We start from the raw sequence: 23,380 nt of genomic DNA on the forward strand, positions 1-23,380 counted from the left end.
TTGTCTATTTTTCCGGAGTTCAGACTTGTATTTATTTCGTTCATTTTTAGTACGTTTCAGCTCAGCTTTCTGATACTTAATTATACGAGTACGATCAACTGCTTTGTCTTTCCAGGCAGTTCTACTTTTTTTAATTTTGAAACTTTACTCATAGCAATAACCATCTTTTTGGTTAAAATATTTGAATATATAGGGAATAATAATTTTTTTCAATCAGCAATTTTGAATTATTGACGGCATTTTGTTATGGTCTACGCAAATTTTACTGAAAATATTGAAGGTGCCTGAATGACATATGATAGATTGCAAGCAAAAATAATCCCTGGCAAACATTGTAGCTTTTGTGGAAACGATTCTGTTCCTTTAATAAAAACAAAATGTTGTGACCAATGGATTTGCTGTGACACTTCTTTTGCATCTATAAAAGGTGGAGATTATTGCCAATATCATCACGAGCACGAGGGTCTCTGCCATTTTCATTACAATAACAGCCATTCAGGGATATGGCAGGAGTGCAAAGAATGCCGGGATTTGGTTGGGGAAGATAATTTTAATGCTGCATTTCATGACCCCAACAATGTGCCAAGATATTAATCGCACTCATGATAGGGCCAAAAGTTGAGCAAAAAAAGTAGCCACAAAACTGAGTTTTTGGACACCCCAGAATTGAACTATCTTGATCGGAAAGGTGGGGAAGTGATGCCCAAGCGACCCACTGCAGGGAAGGTGAAGCAGGGTATAACGTTTTTTTGGCAGGAATTATGGGAGATACACAGATGTCACAAACCATATCAACAAAAAGCCGAGAAATTGCAAGAACGGTCGCTTGCAATTCCAGACCGATAGAATGGGGACAACCACCGGTGTTAACAGGTGGGTCATCCCTTATCAAAATCGAGCTGCTTGCTCAAAGTAATCCTGAACTGGTATTTACATCAGTAGTCCATCGGATAGACTTTGATTTACTGAAACAATCCTTTCGTAAAATTCGGAAAAGCAAATCTGCAGGAGTGGACAAGGTTACGGCAAAGGAGTATGCCGAAAATCTTGATCAAAACCTCTATAATCTGTATGAACGACTGCGGAGAGGACAGTACGTTGCGTCTCCTGTAAAGCGTATCTGGATAGACAAGGAATATAATACTCCCCAAAAACTGGACAGTTGTTTAAGGTGTAAAATGAGTATATCCTGATCAACAAAAAGGAGGCTCATTAATGGGTAAAATTCGAAAAAATTACAGTGCATCATTCAAAGCTAAAGTAGCGCTTGAAACGGTTAAAAAGGAAAAGACGATTTCTCAACTATCTAGTGAATATGGAGTTCATTCAAATCAAATAAATCAATGGCGAAAGCGTCTATTAGAAGAATTGCCCGATATATTTTCAAAAAAGCGTCAAAAAAAAGAAAAAGACGCTGAAGAATTCCAGGCGGAGCTTTACCAACAAATCGGCCAATTAAAGGTCGAATTGGACTGGCTAAAAAAAAAATCTAACCTTCTCAATTGATATAAAGCGTCAATACATTGAGCCGAATCATTCTTTGATACCGGTAATGCGCCAGTGTGATCTTTTGGGAATAAACAGATCAACCTATTACTATCAATCCTGCAAAGATGAGAGCTATAACCTGGCTCTCATGCGATTGATAGACGAAGAATATACCCGATATCCGTTCTACGGTGTTGAAAAAATGACGGCCGTATTAAAGCGACAAGGGCACACTGTTAATCCTAAACGAATAAGACGTTTGATGCGGCTTATGGGACTTGAAGCTATATATCCAAAACCAAATTTGAGCAAAGCATCAAAAGAGCATAAAATTTATCCATACTTGCTGCGAGGCGTTTCCATTGAGCAAGTTGACCAGGTGTGGTCAACGGATATTACCTATATCCGTTTGAATTCAGGTTTTATCTATCTTGTAGCAGTGATAGACTGGTTTAGTCGGTATGTCCTGAGCTACGAATTTTCAACCACATTGGATAAGGATTTTTGTATAAAAGCCTTACAGGGTGCCTTAAAAATTGCAAAACCTAAGATTTTTAACACGGATCAAGGCAGTCAGTTTACCAGTGATGCCTTTACCGGCGTTTTAAAAAAGCCGATGTGAAGATCAGCATGGACGGCCGGGGCCGTGCTCTGGATAACATTTTCGTAGAGCGCCTTTGGCGTACCGTGAAATATGAACGTGTTTATCTTCACAATTATGAGACCGTCAGGGAGGCTATTCAAAACATTGGAGAATATTTTGGCTTTTACAATAATGAACGACTCCATCAATCTTTGGATTACCAGACCCCGGCAGAGATATATTTTAAAACTTTTCCAGGGTAATTTCAGAACCACTTTGTATAATTAATTAGAATACCATTAAGTCGTATTGATATTATAAAAAATGTTTCCTGCTGCAAACAAGATAAAAGCGTACTATCCAACACATAATCAGTTGGTAGTAGAGTTTGTTTGAATATTGCATAACGCTAATCAAATATATAGCGTATTTTTAGGATGATTTTTTGAATAGCGTTGCACTTAATTCAACATACTATATGTTTTGGAGGTAAAAAAATGAGAGGAGGAAAACGTGCAGGGGCTGGTCGAAAAAGAAACCAGACCATTTGAAACGAGAGCTTGTGACAATTAGATTACCACAGTGGATGATTTCACAGCTCAAGAGGAATGGTCAAATTGGTTATTTAATTGAGAGTCAATTGGCGAAAAAAGATTTTTTGAATTTGCCGGATGATTACGAAATTGATAGTTAAGATCGGACAAATTAAAGGAAGTAACAGGCAAGATTTATCAGCAATGGTGATCAATGTGAGGTTGTAAAAATAATATATTTTGGTGAATGCCCTATTCAACGTGCGGCATAAGTTATAAACATATTAATATTCAGTAGTGTCCGGTTAGGTTTTTGCATGTTATATGGGATAAAAAAATTAGAAAAATGTTCATTTTTTACTTGACAAACCAAATAAAAATTTTTTATCGTTTTGTTATAAAATATAATTATAACAAGGAGTTAAGACAAAAATGGACATATTCAATATCCCAAAAAAGAATTTTAATCCCCAATCTCATGCTCGATTTCTCAAACCTTTGCAAAAGATTTTTCCTGACACGCCACAGCTTAAATCCCGAGGTCACAGGCCATTGAAAATGACTTTTGAAGATCAGCTTCACGCACTGATATTTTTCCATCTACAAGAACATGAATCAGCTCGTGATCTTATTCAACACCTTAAAGAAGACGATTTTGCCAAAGAATGTGTCGCTCCAGATGGAGGGATCAGTCGTAGCAGTTTTTCCGAAATTATCAATTCTCGAGGGCTTGAACAGCTTGAATATGTTTTTCAAGCTCTTTGCAGCCAGGCACAAAATGCTTTACCATCAAATTATTCAGATCTCGGTGAACTCGTTTCCATTGATGGATCTTTAATTGATGCAGTTCTGTCCATGTACTGGGCTGATTACAGAAAAGGCGCTAAAAAAGCAAAAGGCCATTTCGGCTTTGATGTCAATCGCAAGATTCCTATAAAAATTCATCTGACAAATGGAAATGGCGCTGAACGCCCCTTTGTCAGGTCTATCCTTACAAAAGGCCAAACAGGAATCATGGATCGGGGGTATCAATCACATAAGGATTTTGATCTTCTTCAGGATGAAAAAAAACATTTTGTTTGCCGCATCAAAGCGAAAACAACAAGAACTATTATCAAAGAGCAGCCTGTTGATCCCGACAGCTATATTTTTTATGATGCTGTGGTTCTTCTTGGCACTCCTGGGGTAAACCAGACCAGAAAGCCGGTTCGACTGGTTGGTTATAAAATTGCCGGTGTCAAATATTTTGTGGCAACTGATCGTTATGATCTTACAGCCGAGCAGGTTGCAACCGTTTATAAGCTTAGATGGGATATCGAAACTTTTTTTCAAATGGTGGAAGAAACATTTAAAAGTGTACCACTTGATTGCTCACAGTAGATATGGCCTGATGGTTCAAATCCTTGCGGGGTTAATAACCTACCTGCTTATGGCCATATACTGCCATGAACAGTTTAATGAACCTGTATCAATAAAGAGGATTCGTCAGCTTAGAAATACCATCCAGAACGAATTACGTACTGACGAAAAAAACGTATGGTCTAATAATCTGATTATCAAAGAGCAAATGCTATATGCAAAAACTTAACCGGACACTACTGATTAATATTGAATTTTAACAGTATGTTAATGAGATACAAAAAAGTTATAAACATTTTATCAATAAGTTATGAACATTTTAGAATGGTATTATTATTTATTAAATCAATTAGTTAAGTTGTTTATGAACATTTTTATGATAAACAGAAACATATTTTTTTTATTTACTATTATTTTTTTAATTTTCAGGATTATTTATAGCTCAAAAGCGCACCTTAAAAAACCTTGTTTTTTGTCTTGACAATGGGGAGTACCTTACTCTGAAACGGGCACTCCACAGGGAGGAGTAATTTCCCCTGTGCTCAGTAATATCTTTCTTCATTATGTTTTAGATGACTGGTACGTGAAAGAAGTGATCCCCCGGATGAAAGGGAGATGCTCCATCATACGCTGGGCGGATGATTTCATCCTCGGGTTCGAGTATGAAAAAGACGCATTGCGTGTCATGGATGTATTACCCAGGCGGTTCGAACAGTTCGAGCTGTCACTTCACCCGGAAAAGACAAAACTGATTCGATTTTCCAAACGCATTAGCGGAAAGGGAAACGGGACGTTTGATTTTTAGGGTTTACATTTTACTGGTCAAAATCATTAAAAGGGTACATGGTAATAAAGAAAAAGACGGCAAGAAAGCGTTCAAGCCGTTTTATGAAGAGAATATGGATATGGTGCAAGGATAACCGTCATAAGCCAATGGCCGAGCAGTATGAGATTCTTTGCAGTAAACTGCGAGGTTTTTACCAGTACTTTGGAGTAATAAGTAACTACAAAGTGCTGGAAGTTGTGTTTGAATATACTGAGAAAGCATGGCGTCGATGGTTAAGCCGAAGAAGTCACAAGGGCGAAGTAATGTTCGAGGACTTGCGCACAACATACCCACTGCCATTACCCAGAATAGTCCATAATATTTGATGCCGTAAGGGCTGCAAAGTTATACGCCAAACGGGGTGTCGCCTGTTTGGTTGATAATCCGGTAAAAAGGATTTGAACCGAGGAACCGTATGAGGGAAATCTTCACGTACGGGTCTGTAGGGGGGGCGTCGGGTAACCGATGCTCCTACCTGGAACCCGACCGCCAACAGCGGTGCTTTTTTGAAACGCTCTCTTCCGCATAAATGTTGTCGTTTGCGGAAGGTCTTGCCCCGCATGTTGGCGGCCGGTGAGTTCATCGATAAGTGGACCGTGAGCTCCGCTGCGCTACGCACACGGTCCACTTATCGCGGCTGTCGAGTTCCTCCAACGTCCTTGATAGGTTCCCGCTCACGCTCCACCTATCAAGGACGTTGGAGCCGACTGCGATTCTCAGCACTGGCTGAAAAAAAAATGCCTTTTTCAGCCAGTGCCTGCGATTCTCGCGGCTCAACAGCCGCGTTCTGTACTTGCTACAAAATTTTGATAACAGAGAATTAATAAAAACAGCATTGCGTATTGCGCACCATGCTGTATAATATATCTATGATAAAAACTTTCAAGCACAAAGGACTGCGGAAATTCTTTGAAAATGGTAATTTGGCTGGCATTAAGCCCGGGCACCGGCAAAAACTTAGACTTCGACTTATAGCTCTTGACACTGCTACCTGTATTGAAGATATGAATATTCCAGGATGGCGGCTTCACAGTTTGAAAGGTGATCACAAAGGATTATGGGCGATTGATGTCAATCGAAACTGGCGTATCGTTTTTAAATTTAAAGATGGTAATGCCTATATTGTAGACTATGAGGATTATCACTAATGGCTATGTATAACCCACCCCATCCAGGGGAATTTATCAAAGATGTATATTTGGAGCCGTTGGGAGTGACCCCAAGAGGTGTTGCATTACGGCTTAAAGTTGCACCTTCGACTTTTTCCAGACTTATAAAAGGACAGAGTTCAATTAGCCCTGGCATGGCTCTGCGCCTATCCAAATGTTTGGGTCGCAGCCCGGAAAGCTGGCTTCTTATGCAGGATAGTTATGATTTATGGAAAGCTAAACAAAATGTTGATCTCTCAGACATAGAACCTTTGGCAATCCCAGCTTAGCCTCCAATTTAAAATTGCACAGAACAAAACGCTGGAAGGGACTGGACAGGAGCTCGGCATTCCGGAAAAGCAATTTTTAACGGGATTTTACAATTTAATCAGCGCTGTTGGGTCGGCTCTGCCCAGCCCCTCAGCTCGGTCGTTATGTGCCGAAACCATGACGCAACAATACAAAAAAGAAATTTATCATGGATATTTCACCAATAATTAACCAGATGTTCCATGTTTTCTGGTATTTAATTCCGCTGATAATTATAGGTGGAATCATTAAATCACCATGGTTTAAAGGTGGGGTGTCTAAATCCCCATAATTAGCTTGCTCAGGATTTGGCCCCCCCCCTTCAGAATATAAGTTATGTATGTCAATTTGCTCCATTTATAAACAAAGCATTAACATGTTGATAATACCCATTATTTATATTTGAATGTGGTTAAACAAATGCTTATTAAGCTGCGGCACGGTTATTATATTCGGCATTATTGGGCGCATAAGGTTGTTTTGTAAACTTATTTACGGGCCCACCTAATTGTTCAAAATTTGCTGTAATATCAGTTACATCTTTTGATTTTCATCATTTTTTGGCACCGGTAGAAGAGTTAAACCACAGTCAAACTCAGTTGACAAACTATCTGTAAGGCTTCCGGGGTTGGTAAAATTTTTCGGCGCTGCCGAGTTAAAGACAACAACTTATTTTCAACTTCCTGTTGTTCCTTTACTGTAACGCCCATTGCCATCCGAACGGATTCTCTATTCACAGATCCGCAAAAAGCCGGTAAACGAAGTGCAATTCGGTTTGCATCTTTTACTTCTCCTGTACCATGTGTTTTACCAAGTCCAAACAGGGATTCAATATTATCAGAACAAATAGGCATTCCAGTATTGCCCATGCCCAATGATTCAGCGACTATTAATTGTTTTTCCATCCAGGTAATAAAACCGATACGTACTTGAGAGCTTTGAGGGATATTTTTTAAAAGTCCTTTGCACTCTTTGTAGGTTTTCATATTCAAGCCTTGAGCTTTAAGAATTTCCTGGCTTTTTAAAAGAGGAGATGCATCACGAAGAAATCGCTTGATAAACTGTTTATATTCAGGAAGTTTACCAAGATAATTCCTAAGTTTTGAAACTACAGAGTCCTTTGAAACTCGCCCCCGTGGTGAGTGCTTAAGAACCATTTCAGCCCATTTCACCATTCGATGAATATTCATGAATCGAGCTTTTGTCGAAACCTTTGGGGGTGCAAAAAATGCAAGTACTGTTTGCTTAAATTTTTTTGAGGCTTGTCCGCAAGCAGAGATAAAACAGTCATACGAAGGATGTTTTGTATATTCTTTTTTTAATAGATTGGCAACAACATGAGAAATATCATCAATGGAGAAACTTGAAAATCCTCTTTCATTTCAGTAGTGTCCGGTTAGGTTTTTGCATGTTATATGGGATAAAAAAATTAGAAAAATGTTCATTTTTTACTTGACAAACCAAATAAAAATTTTTTATCGTTTTGTTATAAAATATAATTATAACAAGGAGTTAAGACAAAAATGGACATATTCAATATCCCAAAAAAGAATTTTAATCCCCAATCTCATGCTCGATTTCTCAAACCTTTGCAAAAGATTTTTCCTGACACGCCACAGCTTAAATCCCGAGGTCACAGGCCATTGAAAATGACTTTTGAAGATCAGCTTCACGCACTGATATTTTTCCATCTACAAGAACATGAATCAGCTCGTGATCTTATTCAACACCTTAAAGAAGACGATTTTGCCAAAGAATGTGTCGCTCCAGATGGAGGGATCAGTCGTAGCAGTTTTTCCGAAATTATCAATTCTCGAGGGCTTGAACAGCTTGAATATGTTTTTCAAGCTCTTTGCAGCCAGGCACAAAATGCTTTACCATCAAATTATTCAGATCTCGGTGAACTCGTTTCCATTGATGGATCTTTAATTGATGCAGTTCTGTCCATGTACTGGGCTGATTACAGAAAAGGCGCTAAAAAAGCAAAAGGCCATTTCGGCTTTGATGTCAATCGCAAGATTCCTATAAAAATTCATCTGACAAATGGAAATGGCGCTGAACGCCCCTTTGTCAGGTCTATCCTTACAAAAGGCCAAACAGGAATCATGGATCGGGGGTATCAATCACATAAGGATTTTGATCTTCTTCAGGATGAAAAAAACATTTTGTTTGCCGCATCAAAGCGAAAACAACAAGAACTATTATCAAAGAGCAGCCTGTTGATCCCGACAGCTATATTTTTTATGATGCTGTGGTTCTTCTTGGCACTCCTGGGGTAAACCAGACCAGAAAGCCGGTTCGACTGGTTGGTTATAAAATTGCCGGTGTCAAATATTTTGTGGCAACTGATCGTTATGATCTTACAGCCGAGCAGGTTGCAACCGTTTATAAGCTTAGATGGGATATCGAAACTTTTTCAAATGGTGGAAGAAACATTTAAAAGTGTACCACTTGATTGCTCACAGTAGATATGGCCTGATGGTTCAAATCCTTGCGGGGTTAATAACCTACCTGCTTATGGCCATATACTGCCATGAACAGTTTAATGAACCTGTATCAATAAAGAGGATTCGTCAGCTTAGAAATACCATCCAGAACGAATTACGTACTGACGAAAAAAACGTATGGTCTAATAATCTGATTATCAAAGAGCAAATGCTATATGCAAAAACTTAACCGGACACTACTGATTTGGAATAGAAATAAATAGAAGAATTTCACAGATAGCAAAGATAAAATTCTTAATTGAAACCAACTCAGAACCAAATATTATATGTGAAAATTCCCTAAAAGATTTAAGTGAGATAACTCTATTAAAAGGCAAAGCCGGGCTGGCAAACTCTTTCGATATTATTTTAACCAATCCTCCCTTTGGAAGTCAAGGTAAAATTACTCATCGAAAGATATTGGAATATTATGATTTAGGCCATAAATGGAATAAGTATAAAGACGGTTATTCAAAATCAAATAAAATTTTAAAAGGACAAGTGCCGGATGTATTGTTCATTGAACAATGCTTAAATCTTTTAAAACCGGGTGGTAGAATGGGTATAGTTTTACCCAATGGATTTTTTGAAAACCCTTCAATGGATTATGTAAGAGAGTATATTAAAAAAAGGGCATTTATAACAGGTATTGTATTACTACCTCACGAAACTTTCATTCCTTATGGAACTGGAGTCAAAGTTTCATTGCTATTTTTGCAAAAGAAGAACGGGATGGCTATCAATAATAATCAAGTATTTTTTAGCAAAATAAATAAACTTGGTTATGTTGGAAATAAAAATGGCACACCTATTTACAAAAAAGACAAACAAGGAAATATTATTATAAATAATGGTAAAAAAATAATTGACGAGGATTTTACTAAATCAATTAATGATTATAAAAAATTCATAAAGTCTTTCTATATAAAAACTGAAAAATCGTTTTCGATAGAGGCTTCAAAATTAAATAACCGTTTAGATTACAATTACTACTTACCGGAACACAGAGAATTAATTGAAAATTTGCGAAAACTCAAAGCTGTAAAACTTGGAGAGATCGTAACTATTGTACGAGAAAAATCTCCACTACTAAAGCAGAACACCATTGTTGAATATGTAGAATTATCCGATATTTATACAAAAACATTTGAGATAATTAATAGTACAACTCTTTTAACCACAGAATTACCAAGCAGAGCAAGTTATGAAATAAAAACAGGTGATATTATCACGGCAGTTGCTGGCAATTCTATTGGTTCACGTAAACATGCTACAGCCTATGTTACAGAAGAATATAATAGCGCTATTTGTACAAATGGTTTTAGGATATTAAGAAATGTCAAAATTAATCATTATTATTTGCTGTATTACCTTCAAAGTGATTTATTTTTAAAACAAATACTTATGTATAGAACAGGTGCTGCAATTCCAGCAATTTCTGATAAAGATTTTTTCAATATACTGGTTTATTTGCCACCACAAAAAGAAATGGATGATATAATTTTGCGTATGGAGAAAAGCTTTAAATTAAGAAATGAAGCAAAAAGAATACTATCAAAAATAGAAGCAACAATAAATATAAATCACATAACAAAGCGCTCCTCGTGCCAAGATAAATCCGAATCGTTGGGATAAGACACAAGGTCTTTGAAACTCGATATTGTTACCAAGTGGGTGCTCGGGAAACGGTTTGTTTCCTTCATCTCTGCAGGGCTTGCTCTGGCATTGATGTTAAGATAGTCCCACCTGACTAAAGACTAACCAGCAGGTCAGTAGCGAAGTCCACAGGTAAACCCGGTAACGGGAGTCTGGAGCTGGACGGAGCAAGATTGCAGGCTCTGTATTGAGCCCCGAAAAATGTATGGTTGTGGTCATTGTGATAATCCTGCTTGCAGGAAAAAGCCGACGCTTTGGAGACAGCGGAAGGCAGCAGTCCTGAATATGCTAAGGCAAGTATTCAGGACACCACCGGGGTCTTAGACCAGGGCATGTACTCAAAGGGGTAGCTCGGGAACTTGGGAGACCCGGATGTTTCCTTGGGTAAAAAGAACGGTAACAGGAAATCCAGCGCAAGCGAAATCCCGGCGTTGCATAGGAATGTATAATACTCCCCAAAAACTGGACAGTTGTTTAAGGTGTAAAATGAGTATATCCTGATCAACAAAAAGGAGGCTCATTAATGGGTAAAATTCGAAAAAATTACAGTGCATCATTCGTGTCCTTTCGGCAAGCGTGCATGAAAAACAAATTCAAATAAGGTAGTATCGGTCATTCAAATCACGTAATATTATATAAGGAGGATGACCGATGAATCTTATGCAGCCTTCAGGCGAGTACAGTCTGGATGAAGTACGGGAAAAATTTAAACAATGGCGTAACAGCCGGGATAGAGGTAAAGCCATTCCGGAAGCATTATGGGAAGCCGCTGCCTCGTTATACCCTGCCTATTCTCTGCACCGTATATCAAAAGCCTTGAGCCTCAACCATACCAAGCTAAAGCATTACGTCCAGAATATATCACCAAATCCGTCCGTGCCGACGGCATCTTTCATCGAACTTGATGTAGCCCAAGCCCCTTTGCCTTTCAAGGGCATTATCGAGATGCAACATCAGAACGGTGCCAGGATGACAATGCAAATTGCGGACAGTTCTGACTTGATCAATATAACCCAACAGTTTTGGAGTCAGCCATGATTCAGATAACTCCGCAAATGCGTATCCTGCTGGCCATAGACCCGGTGGATTTCAGAAAAGGTATCGACGGTCTAAATGCTGTTTGTCGGCAGGTGCTGCGCTCCGATCCATTTTCAGGGTATGTTTTTATTTTTCGTAATAAAAAGGCAACTGCCATAAAGATCATTATGTATGATGGCCAAGGATTCTGGATGTGTCAGAAAAGGCTGTCTAAGGGACGTTTCAACTGGTGGCCAAACAAATCCGGTGAGGCGGTCAGGCCTCTGGCCGTTCATGAACTGCAGCTTCTGATCTGGAACGGTAATCCTGTAAAGGCTCATGTTGCACCATTGTGGCGGCCAATTCCTGTAAAAAAATAAAAAAAAATATTTAATGACTTGCGTTCCAGTAAAAAATGTGATATTTGATGCCCATGTTTACGTATAGAGGCAGAGTCGTTACTGACAAAGATATTATTTTTATCAAGGAGCTTATTGCTCAAAATCCGGATGCCAGCCGCCGGGCGCTTTCCAGAAAACTGTGCATAGCCTGGAATTGGGTCCAGGCCAATGGGGCATTGCGTGATATGGTCTGTCGGGGTATGATGTTAGAACTGCACCGTGCAGGATTCATACGTCTGCCGGACAAAAAATGTAATCCCCATAATCCATTTGTAGAACGTAGAAAACCTAAAAAAATTCAGATCAATCAAACTTTACTGTGTCCTTTCGGCAAGCGTGCATGAAAAACAAATTCAAATAAGGTAGTATCGGTCATTCAAATCACGTAATATTATATAAGGAGGATGACCGATGAATCTTATGCAGCCTTCAGGCGAGTACAGTCTGGATGAAGTACGGGAAAAATTTAAACAATGGCGTAACAGCCGGGATAGAGGTAAAGCCATTCCGGAAGCATTATGGGAAGCCGCTGCCTCGTTATACCCTGCCTATTCTCTGCACCGTATATCAAAAGCCTTGAGCCTCAACCATACCAAGCTAAAGCATTACGTCCAGAATATATCACCAAATCCGTCCGTGCCGACGGCATCTTTCATCGAACTTGATGTAGCCCAAGCCCCTTTGCCTTTCAAGGGCATTATCGAGATGCAACATCAGAACGGTGCCAGGATGACAATGCAAATTGCGGACAGTTCTGACTTGATCAATATAACCCAACAGTTTTGGAGTCAGCCATGATTCAGATAACTCCGCAAATGCGTATCCTGCTGGCCATAGACCCGGTGGATTTCAGAAAAGGTATCGACGGTCTAAATGCTGTTTGTCGGCAGGTGCTGCGCTCCGATCCATTTTCAGGGTATGTTTTTATTTTTCGTAATAAAAAGGCAACTGCCATAAAGATCATTATGTATGATGGCCAAGGATTCTGGATGTGTCAGAAAAGGCTGTCTAAGGGACGTTTCAACTGGTGGCCAAACAAATCCGGTGAGGCGGTCAGGCCTCTGGCCGTTCATGAACTGCAGCTTCTGATCTGGAACGGTAATCCTGTAAAGGCTCATGTTGCACCATTGTGGCGGCCAATTCCTGTAAAAAAATAGAAAAAAATATTTAATGACTTGCGTTCCAGTAAAAAATGTGATATTTGATGCCCATGTTTACGTATAGAGGCAGAGTCGTTACTGACAAAGATATTATTTTTATCAAGGAGCTTATTGCTCAAAATCCGGATGCCAGCCGCCGGGCGCTTTCCAGAAAACTGTGCATAGCCTGGAATTGGGTCCAGGCCAATGGGGCATTGCGTGATATGGTCTGTCGGGGTATGATGTTAGAACTGCACCGTGCAGGATTCATACGTCTGCCGGACAAAAAATGTAATCCCCATAATCCATTTGTAGAACGTAGAAAACCTAAAAAAATTCAGATCAATCAAACTTTACTGGAAACAAAATTAGCCAAAATACGGCCGCTTGAATTTTGCCAGGTACGCAGAAGCCCGCATGAAAAAATGTTCAACAGCCTGATCGAGTATTACCATTATCTGGGTTACTGCCATCCAGTGGGCGAACAGCTGAAATACATCGTTTATACTGATGGGCGGCCAATAGCATGTTTTGCCTGGTCTTCTGCAGCGAGGCATATAGGCTGCAGGGACAGGTTTATCGGCTGGGATGCGAAGACGCGTAAAAAAAATCTGCACCTTTTGGCGTATAATACACGATTTTTAATTCTACCATGGGTGCGCGTACCACATCTGGCCTCCCATCTTCTTGGTCACATGATAAAAATCTTGGCCCTGGATTGGCGTAAAATCTACAATCATCCCATCTGGTACCTTGAAACTTTTGTGGACAAAACCCGTTTTGCCGGTACCTGTTACAAGGCTGCGAACTGGAAGTATCTTGGAGACACCACCGGCAGGGGTAAAAATGATCAAACATTTAAACCGAACCGATCTATAAAGGCTGTTTGGGGATATCCATTAGCCAAAAATTTTCGCAGCCTTTTACGGGGGGACACACAGTGAAGACCCCGGAACGTATAGACCTGGACGTCAAGCAGTTAGATGCTCTTTTAAAGCGTGTTAAAGAACTGTTGCCACCTGAGGACTATGAACTCATCAAGGCTATGGCTGACACTATCTACCTTTTAAGTCAGTGTGTGGACAATAAAGCCGCCTCCTCGTGCCAAGATAAATCCGAATCGTTGGGATAAGACACAAGGTCTTTGAAACTCGATATTGTTACCAAGTGGGTGCTCGGGAAACGGTTTGTTTCCTTCATCTCTGCAGGGCTTGCTCTGGCATTGATGTTAAGATAGTCCCACCTGACTAAAGACTAACCAGCAGGTCAGTAGCGAAGTCCACAGGTAAACCCGGTAACGGGAGTCTGGAGCTGGACGGAGCAAGATTGCAGGCTCTGTATTGAGCCCCGAAAAATGTATGGTTGTGGTCATTGTGATAATCCTGCTTGCAGGAAAAAGCCGACGCTTTGGAGACAGCGGAAGGCAGCAGTCCTGAATATGCTAAGGCAAGTATTCAGGACACCACCGGGGTCTTAGACCAGGGCATGTACTCAAAGGGGTAGCTCGGGAACTTGGGAGACCCGGATGTTTCCTTGGGTAAAAAGAACGGTAACAGGAAATCCAGCGCAAGCGAAATCCCGGCGTTGCATAGGAATGTCCCGCCTTGCAACGAGTCTGCCATTGGCAGAAACACAAACATTAAAAGATGGGCGATACAAGGTATCAGGGGAGGATAGCGAAGAGCGAACGAACCTGAGATAAACATTCGGAAGTCTTAGCAGATCATAGTACCGATGATTAAGAATTGAACTATCTTGATCGGAAAGGTGGGGAAGTGATGCCCAAGCGACCCACTGCAGGGAAGGTGAAGCAGGGTATAACGTTTTTTTGGCAGGAATTATGGGAGATACACAGATGTCACAAACCATATCAACAAAAAGCCGAGAAATTGCAAGAACGGTCGCTTGCAATTCCAGACCGATAGAATGGGGACAACCACCGGTGTTAACAGGTGGGTCATCCCTTATCAAAATCGAGCTGCTTGCTCAAAGTAATCCTGAACTGGTATTTACATCAGTAGTCCATCGGATAGACTTTGATTTACTGAAACAATCCTTTCGTAAAATTCGGAAAAGCAAATCTGCAGGAGTGGACAAGGTTACGGCAAAGGAGTATGCCGAAAATCTTGATCAAAACCTCTATAATCTGTATGAACGACTGCGGAGAGGACAGTACGTTGCGTCTCCTGTAAAGCGTATCTGGATAGACAAGGAAGGAGGGAAAAAGCGTCCAATTGGCATACCTGTACTTGAGGATAAAATTGTCCAGAAAGCAGCAGCAGCCATATTGAATGTCATATTTGACAGGAATTTTTACAATTTTTCCCATGCATTCAGAAAAGGTCGGAGCCAACACATGGCAATCAAAGATTTACGTGAGCAATGCTTGAAGCAGAATATCAGCTGGATAGTAAGCGCAGATATTACAGGACTATTTGACAATATTAATCACGAGTTACTTAAAGACATGATACGTCGGAGAGTAAGTGACGGCGGAATGATTCGCCTGATAGGGAAGTGGTTGAATGCAGGCGTAATGGAGGAAGGCAACCTGACGTACTCTGAAACGGGCACTCCACAGGGAGGAGTAATTTCCCCTGTGCTCAGTAATATCTTTCTTCATTATGTTTTAGATGACTGGTACGTGAAAGAAGTGATCCCCCGGATGAAAGGGAGATGCTCCATCATACGCTGGGCGGATGATTTCATCCTCGGGTTCGAGTATGAAAAAGACGCATTGCGTGTCATGGATGTATTACCCAGGCGGTTCGAACAGTTCGAGCTGTCACTTCACCCGGAAAAGACAAAACTGATTCGATTTTCCAAACGCATTAGCGGAAAGGGAAACGGGACGTTTGATTTTTTAGGGTTTACATTTTACTGGTCAAAATCATTAAAAGGGTACATGGTAATAAAGAAAAAGACGGCAAGAAAGCGTTCAAGCCGTTTTATGAAGAGAATATGGATATGGTGCAAGGATAACCGTCATAAGCCAATGGCCGAGCAGTATGAGATTCTTTGCAGTAAACTGCGAGGTTTTTACCAGTACTTTGGAGTAATAAGTAACTACAAAGTGCTGGAAGTTGTGTTTGAATATACTGAGAAAGCATGGCGTCGATGGTTAAGCCGAAGAAGTCACAAGGGCGAAGTAATGTTCGAGGACTTGCGCACAACATACCCACTGCCATTACCCAGAATAGTCCATAATATTTGATGCCGTAAGGGCTGCAAAGTTATACGCCAAACGGGGTGTCGCCTGTTTGGTTGATAATCCGGTAAAAAGGATTTGAACCGAGGAACCGTATGAGGGAAATCTTCACGTACGGGTCTGTAGGGGGGGCGTCGGGTAACCGATGCTCCTACCTGGAATACGACGGCTGTTGCGCATGCTGTTTGGTGCAACTACCGAAAAAACTGGAAAAACAAAGGCTCACCCAAAAAAGAAGAATTCTGTTAAAGCTAAAAAAGGTCATGGCCGCAAACCTGCTAAAAATTATACCGGGGCAAAAAAAGTCAGAGTCTTCCATGATACTCTTAAACCTGGAGACAACTGCCCTGAATGTTTAAAGGGCAAGGTATATGAATTAAAGGAGCCGCAGCGAATCATACGCATCACCGGAAACGCTCCATTAAGTGGAACTGTCTATGAAATGCAGCGTTTACGCTGTAATCTCTGTGGAGCAATTTTCACCGCATCGACACCTGAAAATGTGGGTGAAGACAAATATGATGCAAAAGCCAAGGCCATGATTGCTCTTTTGAAATATGGTACCGGTATGCCATTTAACAGACTTAAAGATCTTCAGCAAAGTCTTGGCATACCATTGCCTGCATCGACACAGTTCGAGATTGTCGATCAAATGGCAATGGAACTTACTCCGATTTATCAGGAATTTATCCGTCAGGGCGCTCAGGGCGATATCATTCATAATGATGACACCACTATGAAGGTTTTGTCCCTGATGAAGGAAAACAAAGAAAATAACCCGGAACGTAAAGGTATATTTACCACGGGTATACTGTCAAAAACCGATGATCATAAAATTGCACTGTTTTTTACCGGCCGTCAGCATGCCGGAGAAAACTTGATGGATTTACTTAAGCGTCGTATTGGTCTGAGCCCACCCATTCAGATGTGTGATGCTCTGTCCAGAAATGTTCCCAAAGAATTCGAAACTCTGCTGGCAAATTGTCTTACACATGGACGAAGACAGTTTGTTGACGTACTGCAAAGCTTCCCGGAAGAGTGCAGTTATGTACTCGAAATCCTCGCAGAGGTATATAAAAATGATAAGATTACCAAAGAACAGAACATGGAAGCTGAAGAACGGCTACGGTTTCATCAGGACAACAGCGGTCCGCTGATGAAAAAGCTCAACACCTGGTTTCACAAACAAATAGACCAACATTTGGTGGAGCCCAACAGCGGGCTGGGCCAGGCTATTGGCTACATGCTCAAACATTGGGAGGCGTTGACCCTTTTTCTCAGGGAACCAGGTGTACCTTTGGACAACAATATTTGCGAACAGGCTTTGAAAAAGGTCGTTCTGCATCGCAAGAATGCTCTGTTTTATAAAACTGAGCATGGTGCCATGGTAGGTGATCTGTTCATGAGTCTGATTCATACCTGTAATTTATCCGGTACCAATCCTTTTGATTACCTGACAGCACTGCTGGAACATGCCTCTGAGTTGTCAGAATCCCCAGATAAATGGATGCCGTGGAATTATAAATCCGCACTGATTGAACCGGACAATCCTGAAGCATAAAATCACTTTTTAATATTTCCATCCTGATTGATCAGCCGGGTGCCTGCAAAAAACAGGCACCTAACCGCTGACTGCTTACCTACGCCAAATTTTTTTTTGCGCTATGCACGCTTGCCGAAAGGACACCATCATTCAAAGCTAAAGTAGCGCTTGAAACGGTTAAAAAGGAAAAGACGATTTCTCAACTATCTAGTGAATATGGAGTTCATTCAAATCAAATAAATCAATGGCGAAAGCGTCTATTAGAAGAATTGCCCGATATATTTTCAAAAAAGCGTCAAAAAAAAGAAAAAGACGCTGAAGAATTCCAGGCGGAGCTTTACCAACAAATCGGCCAATTAAAGGTCGAATTGGACTGGCTAAAAAAAAAATCTAACCTTCTCAATTGATATAAAGCGTCAATACATTGAGCCGAATCATTCTTTGATACCGGTAATGCGCCAGTGTGATCTTTTGGGAATAAACAGATCAACCTATTACTATCAATCCTGCAAAGATGAGAGCTATAACCTGGCTCTCATGCGATTGATAGACGAAGAATATACCCGATATCCGTTCTACGGTGTTGAAAAAATGACGGCCGTATTAAAGCGACAAGGGCACACTGTTAATCCTAAACGAATAAGACGTTTGATGCGGCTTATGGGACTTGAAGCTATATATCCAAAACCAAATTTGAGCAAAGCATCAAAAGAGCATAAAATTTATCCATACTTGCTGCGAGGCGTTTCCATTGAGCAAGTTGACCAGGTGTGGTCAACGGATATTACCTATATCCGTTTGAATTCAGGTTTTATCTATCTTGTAGCAGTGATAGACTGGTTTAGTCGGTATGTCCTGAGCTACGAATTTTCAACCACATTGGATAAGGATTTTTGTATAAAAGCCTTACAGGGTGCCTTAAAAATTGCAAAACCTAAGATTTTTAACACGGATCAAGGCAGTCAGTTTACCAGTGATGCCTTTACCGGCGTTTTAAAAAAAGCCGATGTGAAGATCAGCATGGACGGCCGGGGCCGTGCTCTGGATAACATTTTCGTAGAGCGCCTTTGGCGTACCGTGAAATATGAACGTGTTTATCTTCACAATTATGAGACCGTCAGGGAGGCTATTCAAAACATTGGAGAATATTTTGGCTTTTACAATAATGAACGACTCCATCAATCTTTGGATTACCAGACCCCGGCAGAGATATATTTTAAAACTTTTCCAGGGTAATTTCAGAACCACTTTGTATAATTAATTAGAATACCATTAAGTCGTATTGATATTATAAAAAATGTTTCCTGCTGCAAACAAGATAAAAGCGTACTATCCAACACATAATCAGTTGGTAGTAGAGTTTGTTTGAATATTGCATAACGCTAATCAAATATATAGCGTATTTTTAGGATGATTTTTTGAATAGCGTTGCACTTAATTCAACATACTATATGTTTTGGAGGTAAAAAAATGAGAGGAGGAAAACGTGCAGGGGCTGGTCGAAAAAAGAAACCAGACCATTTGAAACGAGAGCTTGTGACAATTAGATTACCGTGTCCTTTCGGCAAGCGTGCATAGCGCAAAAAAAAATTTAGCGTAGGTAAGCAGTCAGCAGTTAGGTGCCTGTTTTTTTGCAGGCACCCGGCTGATTAATCAGGATGGAAATATTAAAAAGTGATTTTATGCTTCAGGATTGTCCGGTTCAATCAGTGCGGATTTATAATTCCACGGCATCCATTTGTCTGGGGATTCTGACAACTCAGAGGCATGTTCCAGCAGTGCTGTCAGGTAATCAAAAGGATTGGTACCGGATAAATTACAGGTATGAATCAGACTCATGAACAGATCACCTACCATGGCACCATGCTCAGTTTTATAAAACAGAGCATTCTTGCGATGCAGAACGACCTTTTTCAAAGCCTGTTCGCAAATATTGTTGTCCAAAGGTACACCTGGTTCCCTGAGAAAAAGGGTCAACGCCTCCCAATGTTTGAGCATGTAGCCAATAGCCTGGCCCAGCCCGCTGTTGGGCTCCACCAAATGTTGGTCTATTTGTTTGTGAAACCAGGTGTTGAGCTTTTTCATCAGCGGACCGCTGTTGTCCTGATGAAACCGCAGCCGTTCTTCAGCTTCCATGTTCTGTTCTTTGGTAATCTTATCATTTTTATATACCTCTGCGAGGATTTCGAGTACATAACTGCACTCTTCCGGGAAGCTTTGCAGTACGTCAACAAACTGTCTTCGTCCATGTGTAAGACAATTTGCCAGCAGAGTTTCGAATTCTTTGTGTCCTTTCGGCAAGCGTGCATAGCGCAAAAAAAAATTTGGCGTAGGTAAGCAGTCAGCGGTTAGGTGCCTGTTTTTTGCAGGCACCCGGCTGATCAATCAGGATGGAAATATTAAAAAGTGATTTTATGCTTCAGGATTGTCCGGTTCAATCAGTGCGGATTTATAATTCCACGGCATCCATTTATCTGGGGATTCTGACAACTCAGAGGCATGTTCCAGCAGTGCTGTCAGGTAATCAAAAGGATTGGTACCGGATAAATTACAGGTATGAATCAGACTCATGAACAGATCACCTACCATGGCACCATGCTCAGTTTTATAAAACAGAGCATTCTTGCGATGCAGAACGACCTTTTTCAAAGCCTGTTCGCAAATATTGTTGTCCAAAGGTACACCTGGTTCCCTGAGAAAAAGGGTCAACGCCTCCCAATGTTTGAGCATGTAGCCAATAGCCTGGCCCAGCCCGCTGTTGGGCTCCACCAAATGTTGGTCTATTTGTTTGTGAAACCAGGTGTTGAGCTTTTTCATCAGCGGACCGCTGTTGTCCTGATGAAACCGTAGCCGTTCTTCAGCTTCCATGTTCTGTTCTTTGGTAATCTTATCATTTTTATATACCTCTGCGAGGATTTCGAGTACATAACTGCACTCTTCCGGGAAGCTTTGCAGTACGTCAACAAACTGTCTTCGTCCATGTGTAAGACAATTTGCCAGCAGAGTTTCGAATTCTTTGGGAACATTTCTGGACAGAGCATCACACATCTGAATGGGTGGGCTCAGACCAATACGACGCTTAAGTAAATCCATCAAGTTTTCTCCGGCATGCTGACGGCCGGTAAAAAACAGTGCAATTTTATGATCATCGGTTTTTGACAGTATACCCGTGGTAAATATACCTTTACGTTCCGGGTTATTTTCTTTGTTTTCCTTCATCAGGGACAAAACCTTCATAGTGGTGTCATCATTATGAATGATATCGCCCTGAGCGCCCTGACGGATAAATTCCTGATAAATCGGAGTAAGTTCCATTGCCATTTGATCGACAATCTCGAACTGTGTCGATGCAGGCAATGGTATGCCAAGACTTTGCTGAAGATCTTTAAGTCTGTTAAATGGCATACCGGTACCATATTTCAAAAGAGCAATCATGGCCTTGGCTTTTGCATCATATTTGTCTTCACCCACATTTTCAGGTGTCGATGCGGTGAAAATTGCTCCACAGAGATTACAGCGTAAACGCTGCATTTCATAGACAGTTCCACTTAATGGAGCGTTTCCGGTGATGCGTATGATTCGCTGCGGCTCCTTTAATTCATATACCTTGCCCTTTAAACATTCAGGGCAGTTGTCTCCAGGTTTAAGAGTATCATGGAAGACTCTGACTTTTTTTGCCCCGGTATAATTTTTAGCAGGTTTGCGGCCATGACCTTTTTTAGCTTTAACAGAATTCTTCTTTTTTGGGTGAGCCTTTGTTTTTCCAGTTTTTTCGGTAGTTGCACCAAACAGCATGCGCAACAGCCGTCGTATGGAGGCGGCTTTATTGTCCACACACTGACTTAAAAGGTAGATAGTGTCAGCCATAGCCTTGATGAGTTCATAGTCCTCAGGTGGCAACAGTTCTTTAACACGCTTTAAAAGAGCATCTAACTGCTTGACGTCCAGGTCTATACGTTCCGGGGTCTTCACTGTGTGTCCCCCCGTAAAAGGCTGCGAAAATTTTTGGCTAATGGATATCCCCAAACAGCCTTTATAGATCGGTTCGGTTTAAATGTTTGATCATTTTTACCCCTGCCGGTGGTGTCTCCAAGATACTTCCAGTTCGCAGCCTTGTAACAGGTACCGGCAAAACGGGTTTTGTCCACAAAAGTTTCAAGGTACCAGATGGGATGATTGTAGATTTTACGCCAATCCAGGGCCAAGATTTTTATCATGTGACCAAGAAGATGGGAGGCCAGATGTGGTACGCGCACCCATGGTAGAATTAAAAATCGTGTATTATACGCCAAAAGGTGCAGATTTTTTTTACGCGTCTTCGCATCCCAGCCGATAAACCTGTCCCTGCAGCCTATATGCCTCGCTGCAGAAGACCAGGCAAAACATGCTATTGGCCGCCCATCAGTATAAACGATGTATTTCAGCTGTTCGCCCACTGAATGGCAGTAACCCAGATAATGGTAATACTCGATCAGGCTGTTGAACATTTTTTCATGCGGGCTTCTGCGTACCTGGCAAAATTCAAGCGGCCGTATTTTGGCTAATTTTGTTTCCAGTAAAGTTTGATTGATCTGAATTTTTTTAGGTTTTCTACGTTCTACAAATGGATTATGGGGATTACATTTTTTGTCCGGCAGACGTATGAATCCTGCACGGTGCAGTTCTAACATCATACCCCGACAGACCATATCACGCAATGCCCCATTGGCCTGGACCCAATTCCAGGCTATGCACAGTTTTCTGGAAAGCGCCCGGCGGCTGGCATCCGGATTTTGAGCAATAAGCTCCTTGATAAAAATAATATCTTTGTCAGTAACGACTCTGCCTCTATACGTAAACATGGGCATCAAATATCACATTTTTTACTGGAACGCAAGTCATTAAATATTTTTTTCTATTTTTTTACAGGAATTGGCCGCCACAATGGTGCAACATGAGCCTTTACAGGATTACCGTTCCAGATCAGAAGCTGCAGTTCATGAACGGCCAGAGGCCTGACCGCCTCACCGGATTTGTTTGGCCACCAGTTGAAACGTCCCTTAGACAGCCTTTTCTGACACATCCAGAATCCTTGGCCATCATACATAATGATCTTTATGGCAGTTGCCTTTTTATTACGAAAAATAAAAACATACCCTGAAAATGGATCGGAGCGCAGCACCTGCCGACAAACAGCATTTAGACCGTCGATACCTTTTCTGAAATCCACCGGGTCTATGGCCAGCAGGATACGCATTTGCGGAGTTATCTGAATCATGGCTGACTCCAAAACTGTTGGGTTATATTGATCAAGTCAGAACTGTCCGCAATTTGCATTGTCATCCTGGCACCGTTCTGATGTTGCATCTCGATAATGCCCTTGAAAGGCAAAGGGGCTTGGGCTACATCAAGTTCGATGAAAGATGCCGTCGGCACGGACGGATTTGGTGATATATTCTGGACGTAATGCTTTAGCTTGGTATGGTTGAGGCTCAAGGCTTTTGATATACGGTGCAGAGAATAGGCAGGGTATAACGAGGCAGCGGCTTCCCATAATGCTTCCGGAATGGCTTTACCTCTATCCCGGCTGTTACGCCATTGTTTAAATTTTTCCCGTACTTCATCCAGACTGTACTCGCCTGAAGGCTGCATAAGATTCATCGGTCATCCTCCTTATATAATATTACGTGATTTGAATGACCGAT

General features: G+C 41.1%; 24 protein-coding genes and 3 pseudogenes. 20 read left to right on the top strand and 7 right to left on the bottom strand.

The window, feature by feature from the left end; genetic code table 11:
• Positions 1 to 288: 288 nt before the first annotated feature.
• The 8 genes and pseudogenes from BuS5_RS04385 (at position 289) to BuS5_RS04420 (ending at position 6,227) form a co-directional block, all read left to right on the top strand.
• Complete coding sequence (locus BuS5_RS04385) at positions 289 to 594, top strand: hypothetical protein (protein WP_274427721.1); 306 nt, start codon at positions 289 to 291, stop codon at positions 592 to 594.
• A gap of 167 nt (positions 595 to 761) precedes the next feature.
• A complete protein-coding gene (locus BuS5_RS04390; RefSeq protein WP_274428032.1) occupies positions 762 to 1,193 on the top strand; it encodes a hypothetical protein in 432 nt (143 codons plus the stop codon).
• 22 nt (positions 1,194 to 1,215) lie between these two features.
• Positions 1,216 to 2,334, top strand: a pseudogene (locus BuS5_RS04395) (IS3 family transposase).
• A gap of 702 nt (positions 2,335 to 3,036) precedes the next feature.
• Positions 3,037 to 4,192, top strand: a pseudogene (locus BuS5_RS04400) (IS4 family transposase).
• Between the two features lie 309 nt (positions 4,193 to 4,501).
• Positions 4,502 to 4,768 carry a reverse transcriptase domain-containing protein gene (locus tag BuS5_RS04405; RefSeq protein ID WP_274428033.1) on the top strand — a complete coding sequence of 89 codons (267 nt, stop codon included), beginning with the start codon at positions 4,502 to 4,504 and terminating at the stop codon, positions 4,766 to 4,768.
• A 38-nt stretch (positions 4,769 to 4,806) separates the two neighbouring features.
• On the top strand, positions 4,807 to 5,115 hold the full coding sequence (locus BuS5_RS04410) for a group II intron maturase-specific domain-containing protein (protein WP_274427764.1): 309 nt from the start codon (positions 4,807 to 4,809) through the stop codon (positions 5,113 to 5,115).
• Positions 5,116 to 5,658: 543 nt separating this feature from the next.
• Positions 5,659 to 5,937, top strand: coding sequence for a type II toxin-antitoxin system RelE/ParE family toxin (locus tag BuS5_RS04415; protein ID WP_027355190.1), 279 nt, complete (start codon positions 5,659 to 5,661; stop codon positions 5,935 to 5,937).
• Complete coding sequence (locus BuS5_RS04420) at positions 5,937 to 6,227, top strand: HigA family addiction module antitoxin (RefSeq protein ID WP_027355191.1); 291 nt, start codon at positions 5,937 to 5,939, stop codon at positions 6,225 to 6,227. Before BuS5_RS04415 ends, BuS5_RS04420 begins: the two co-directional genes overlap by 1 nt.
• A 142-nt stretch (positions 6,228 to 6,369) precedes the next feature.
• Here BuS5_RS04420 and BuS5_RS04425 read toward each other — a convergent pair whose 3' ends face one another.
• Complete coding sequence (locus BuS5_RS04425; protein WP_274428034.1) at positions 6,370 to 6,603, bottom strand: hypothetical protein; 234 nt, start codon at positions 6,601 to 6,603, stop codon at positions 6,370 to 6,372.
• A gap of 221 nt (positions 6,604 to 6,824) precedes the next feature.
• The gene (locus tag BuS5_RS04430) at positions 6,825 to 7,436 is read right to left on the bottom strand and encodes a hypothetical protein (RefSeq protein ID WP_274428035.1); all 612 of its coding nucleotides are present in this window, start codon (positions 7,434 to 7,436) and stop codon (positions 6,825 to 6,827) included.
• 333 nt (positions 7,437 to 7,769) lie between these two features.
• Here BuS5_RS04430 and BuS5_RS04435 point away from each other — a divergent pair.
• From BuS5_RS04435 to BuS5_RS04490, 12 genes and pseudogenes are all read left to right on the top strand, one after another.
• Positions 7,770 to 8,922, top strand: a pseudogene (locus BuS5_RS04435) (IS4 family transposase).
• 26 nt (positions 8,923 to 8,948) lie between these two features.
• The gene (locus BuS5_RS04440) at positions 8,949 to 10,367 is read left to right on the top strand and encodes an N-6 DNA methylase (protein WP_255342841.1); all 1,419 of its coding nucleotides are present in this window, start codon (positions 8,949 to 8,951) and stop codon (positions 10,365 to 10,367) included.
• A 672-nt stretch (positions 10,368 to 11,039) separates the two neighbouring features.
• Complete coding sequence (locus BuS5_RS04445) at positions 11,040 to 11,426, top strand: hypothetical protein (RefSeq protein WP_274427635.1); 387 nt, start codon at positions 11,040 to 11,042, stop codon at positions 11,424 to 11,426.
• Positions 11,423 to 11,785, top strand: a complete 363-nt coding sequence (tnpB, locus tag BuS5_RS04450; RefSeq protein WP_274427634.1) for an IS66 family insertion sequence element accessory protein TnpB — start codon at positions 11,423 to 11,425, stop codon at positions 11,783 to 11,785. The genes BuS5_RS04445 and tnpB (BuS5_RS04450) overlap by 4 nt, the downstream gene beginning before the upstream one ends.
• 53 nt (positions 11,786 to 11,838) lie before the next feature.
• Positions 11,839 to 12,150 carry a hypothetical protein gene (locus BuS5_RS04455; RefSeq protein WP_274428037.1) on the top strand — a complete coding sequence of 104 codons (312 nt, stop codon included), beginning with the start codon at positions 11,839 to 11,841 and terminating at the stop codon, positions 12,148 to 12,150.
• A 67-nt stretch (positions 12,151 to 12,217) separates the two neighbouring features.
• Complete coding sequence (locus BuS5_RS04460; RefSeq protein WP_274427635.1) at positions 12,218 to 12,604, top strand: hypothetical protein; 387 nt, start codon at positions 12,218 to 12,220, stop codon at positions 12,602 to 12,604.
• Positions 12,601 to 12,963 (top strand): IS66 family insertion sequence element accessory protein TnpB, encoded by a 363-nt coding sequence (gene tnpB / locus BuS5_RS04465; RefSeq protein ID WP_274427634.1) that lies wholly within the window; start codon positions 12,601 to 12,603, stop codon positions 12,961 to 12,963. The genes BuS5_RS04460 and tnpB (BuS5_RS04465) overlap by 4 nt, the downstream gene beginning before the upstream one ends.
• A 53-nt stretch (positions 12,964 to 13,016) precedes the next feature.
• Positions 13,017 to 13,889, top strand: coding sequence for a DUF4338 domain-containing protein (locus BuS5_RS04470; RefSeq protein ID WP_274427633.1), 873 nt, complete (start codon positions 13,017 to 13,019; stop codon positions 13,887 to 13,889).
• Positions 13,886 to 14,077, top strand: a complete 192-nt coding sequence (locus BuS5_RS04475) for a hypothetical protein (RefSeq protein WP_274428029.1) — start codon at positions 13,886 to 13,888, stop codon at positions 14,075 to 14,077. The genes BuS5_RS04470 and BuS5_RS04475 overlap by 4 nt, the downstream gene beginning before the upstream one ends.
• A 708-nt stretch (positions 14,078 to 14,785) precedes the next feature.
• Positions 14,786 to 16,159 (top strand): group II intron reverse transcriptase/maturase, encoded by a 1,374-nt coding sequence (gene ltrA / locus BuS5_RS04480; protein WP_036019348.1) that lies wholly within the window; start codon positions 14,786 to 14,788, stop codon positions 16,157 to 16,159.
• A gap of 139 nt (positions 16,160 to 16,298) precedes the next feature.
• Complete coding sequence (tnpC, locus tag BuS5_RS04485) at positions 16,299 to 17,714, top strand: IS66 family transposase (RefSeq protein ID WP_274428038.1); 1,416 nt, start codon at positions 16,299 to 16,301, stop codon at positions 17,712 to 17,714.
• A gap of 71 nt (positions 17,715 to 17,785) precedes the next feature.
• Positions 17,786 to 18,932, top strand: a protein-coding gene (locus BuS5_RS04490) for an IS3 family transposase (protein ID WP_274428166.1) whose coding sequence is annotated in 2 segments (ribosomal slippage) — positions 17,786 to 18,087 and positions 18,086 to 18,932 — 1,149 coding nt in all. Because the reading frame shifts where the segments join, the coding sequence is not laid out codon by codon here.
• A 444-nt stretch (positions 18,933 to 19,376) separates the two neighbouring features.
• On the opposite strand, the gene BuS5_RS04495 is transcribed toward BuS5_RS04490, so the two are convergent.
• The 5 genes from BuS5_RS04495 to BuS5_RS04515 form a co-directional block, all read right to left on the bottom strand.
• A complete protein-coding gene (locus BuS5_RS04495; protein WP_274427861.1) occupies positions 19,377 to 19,997 on the bottom strand; it encodes an IS66 family transposase in 621 nt (206 codons plus the stop codon).
• A 111-nt stretch (positions 19,998 to 20,108) separates the two neighbouring features.
• Complete coding sequence (gene tnpC, locus BuS5_RS04500; RefSeq protein WP_274427632.1) at positions 20,109 to 21,668, bottom strand: IS66 family transposase; 1,560 nt, start codon at positions 21,666 to 21,668, stop codon at positions 20,109 to 20,111.
• Complete coding sequence (locus BuS5_RS04505; protein ID WP_274427862.1) at positions 21,665 to 22,537, bottom strand: DUF4338 domain-containing protein; 873 nt, start codon at positions 22,535 to 22,537, stop codon at positions 21,665 to 21,667. Before BuS5_RS04505 ends, tnpC (BuS5_RS04500) begins: the two co-directional genes overlap by 4 nt.
• A gap of 53 nt (positions 22,538 to 22,590) precedes the next feature.
• Positions 22,591 to 22,953, bottom strand: coding sequence for an IS66 family insertion sequence element accessory protein TnpB (gene tnpB / locus BuS5_RS04510; RefSeq protein ID WP_274427634.1), 363 nt, complete (start codon positions 22,951 to 22,953; stop codon positions 22,591 to 22,593).
• Entirely contained in the window at positions 22,950 to 23,336 is a 387-nt protein-coding gene (locus BuS5_RS04515) for a hypothetical protein (RefSeq protein ID WP_274427635.1), read from the bottom strand. The genes tnpB (BuS5_RS04510) and BuS5_RS04515 overlap by 4 nt, the downstream gene beginning before the upstream one ends.
• Positions 23,337 to 23,380: the final 44 nt, after the last annotated feature.

Origin of the sequence: Desulfosarcina sp. BuS5 (assembly GCF_028752835.1) — a bacterium.
GTDB lineage: Bacteria > Desulfobacterota > Desulfobacteria > Desulfobacterales > BuS5 > BuS5.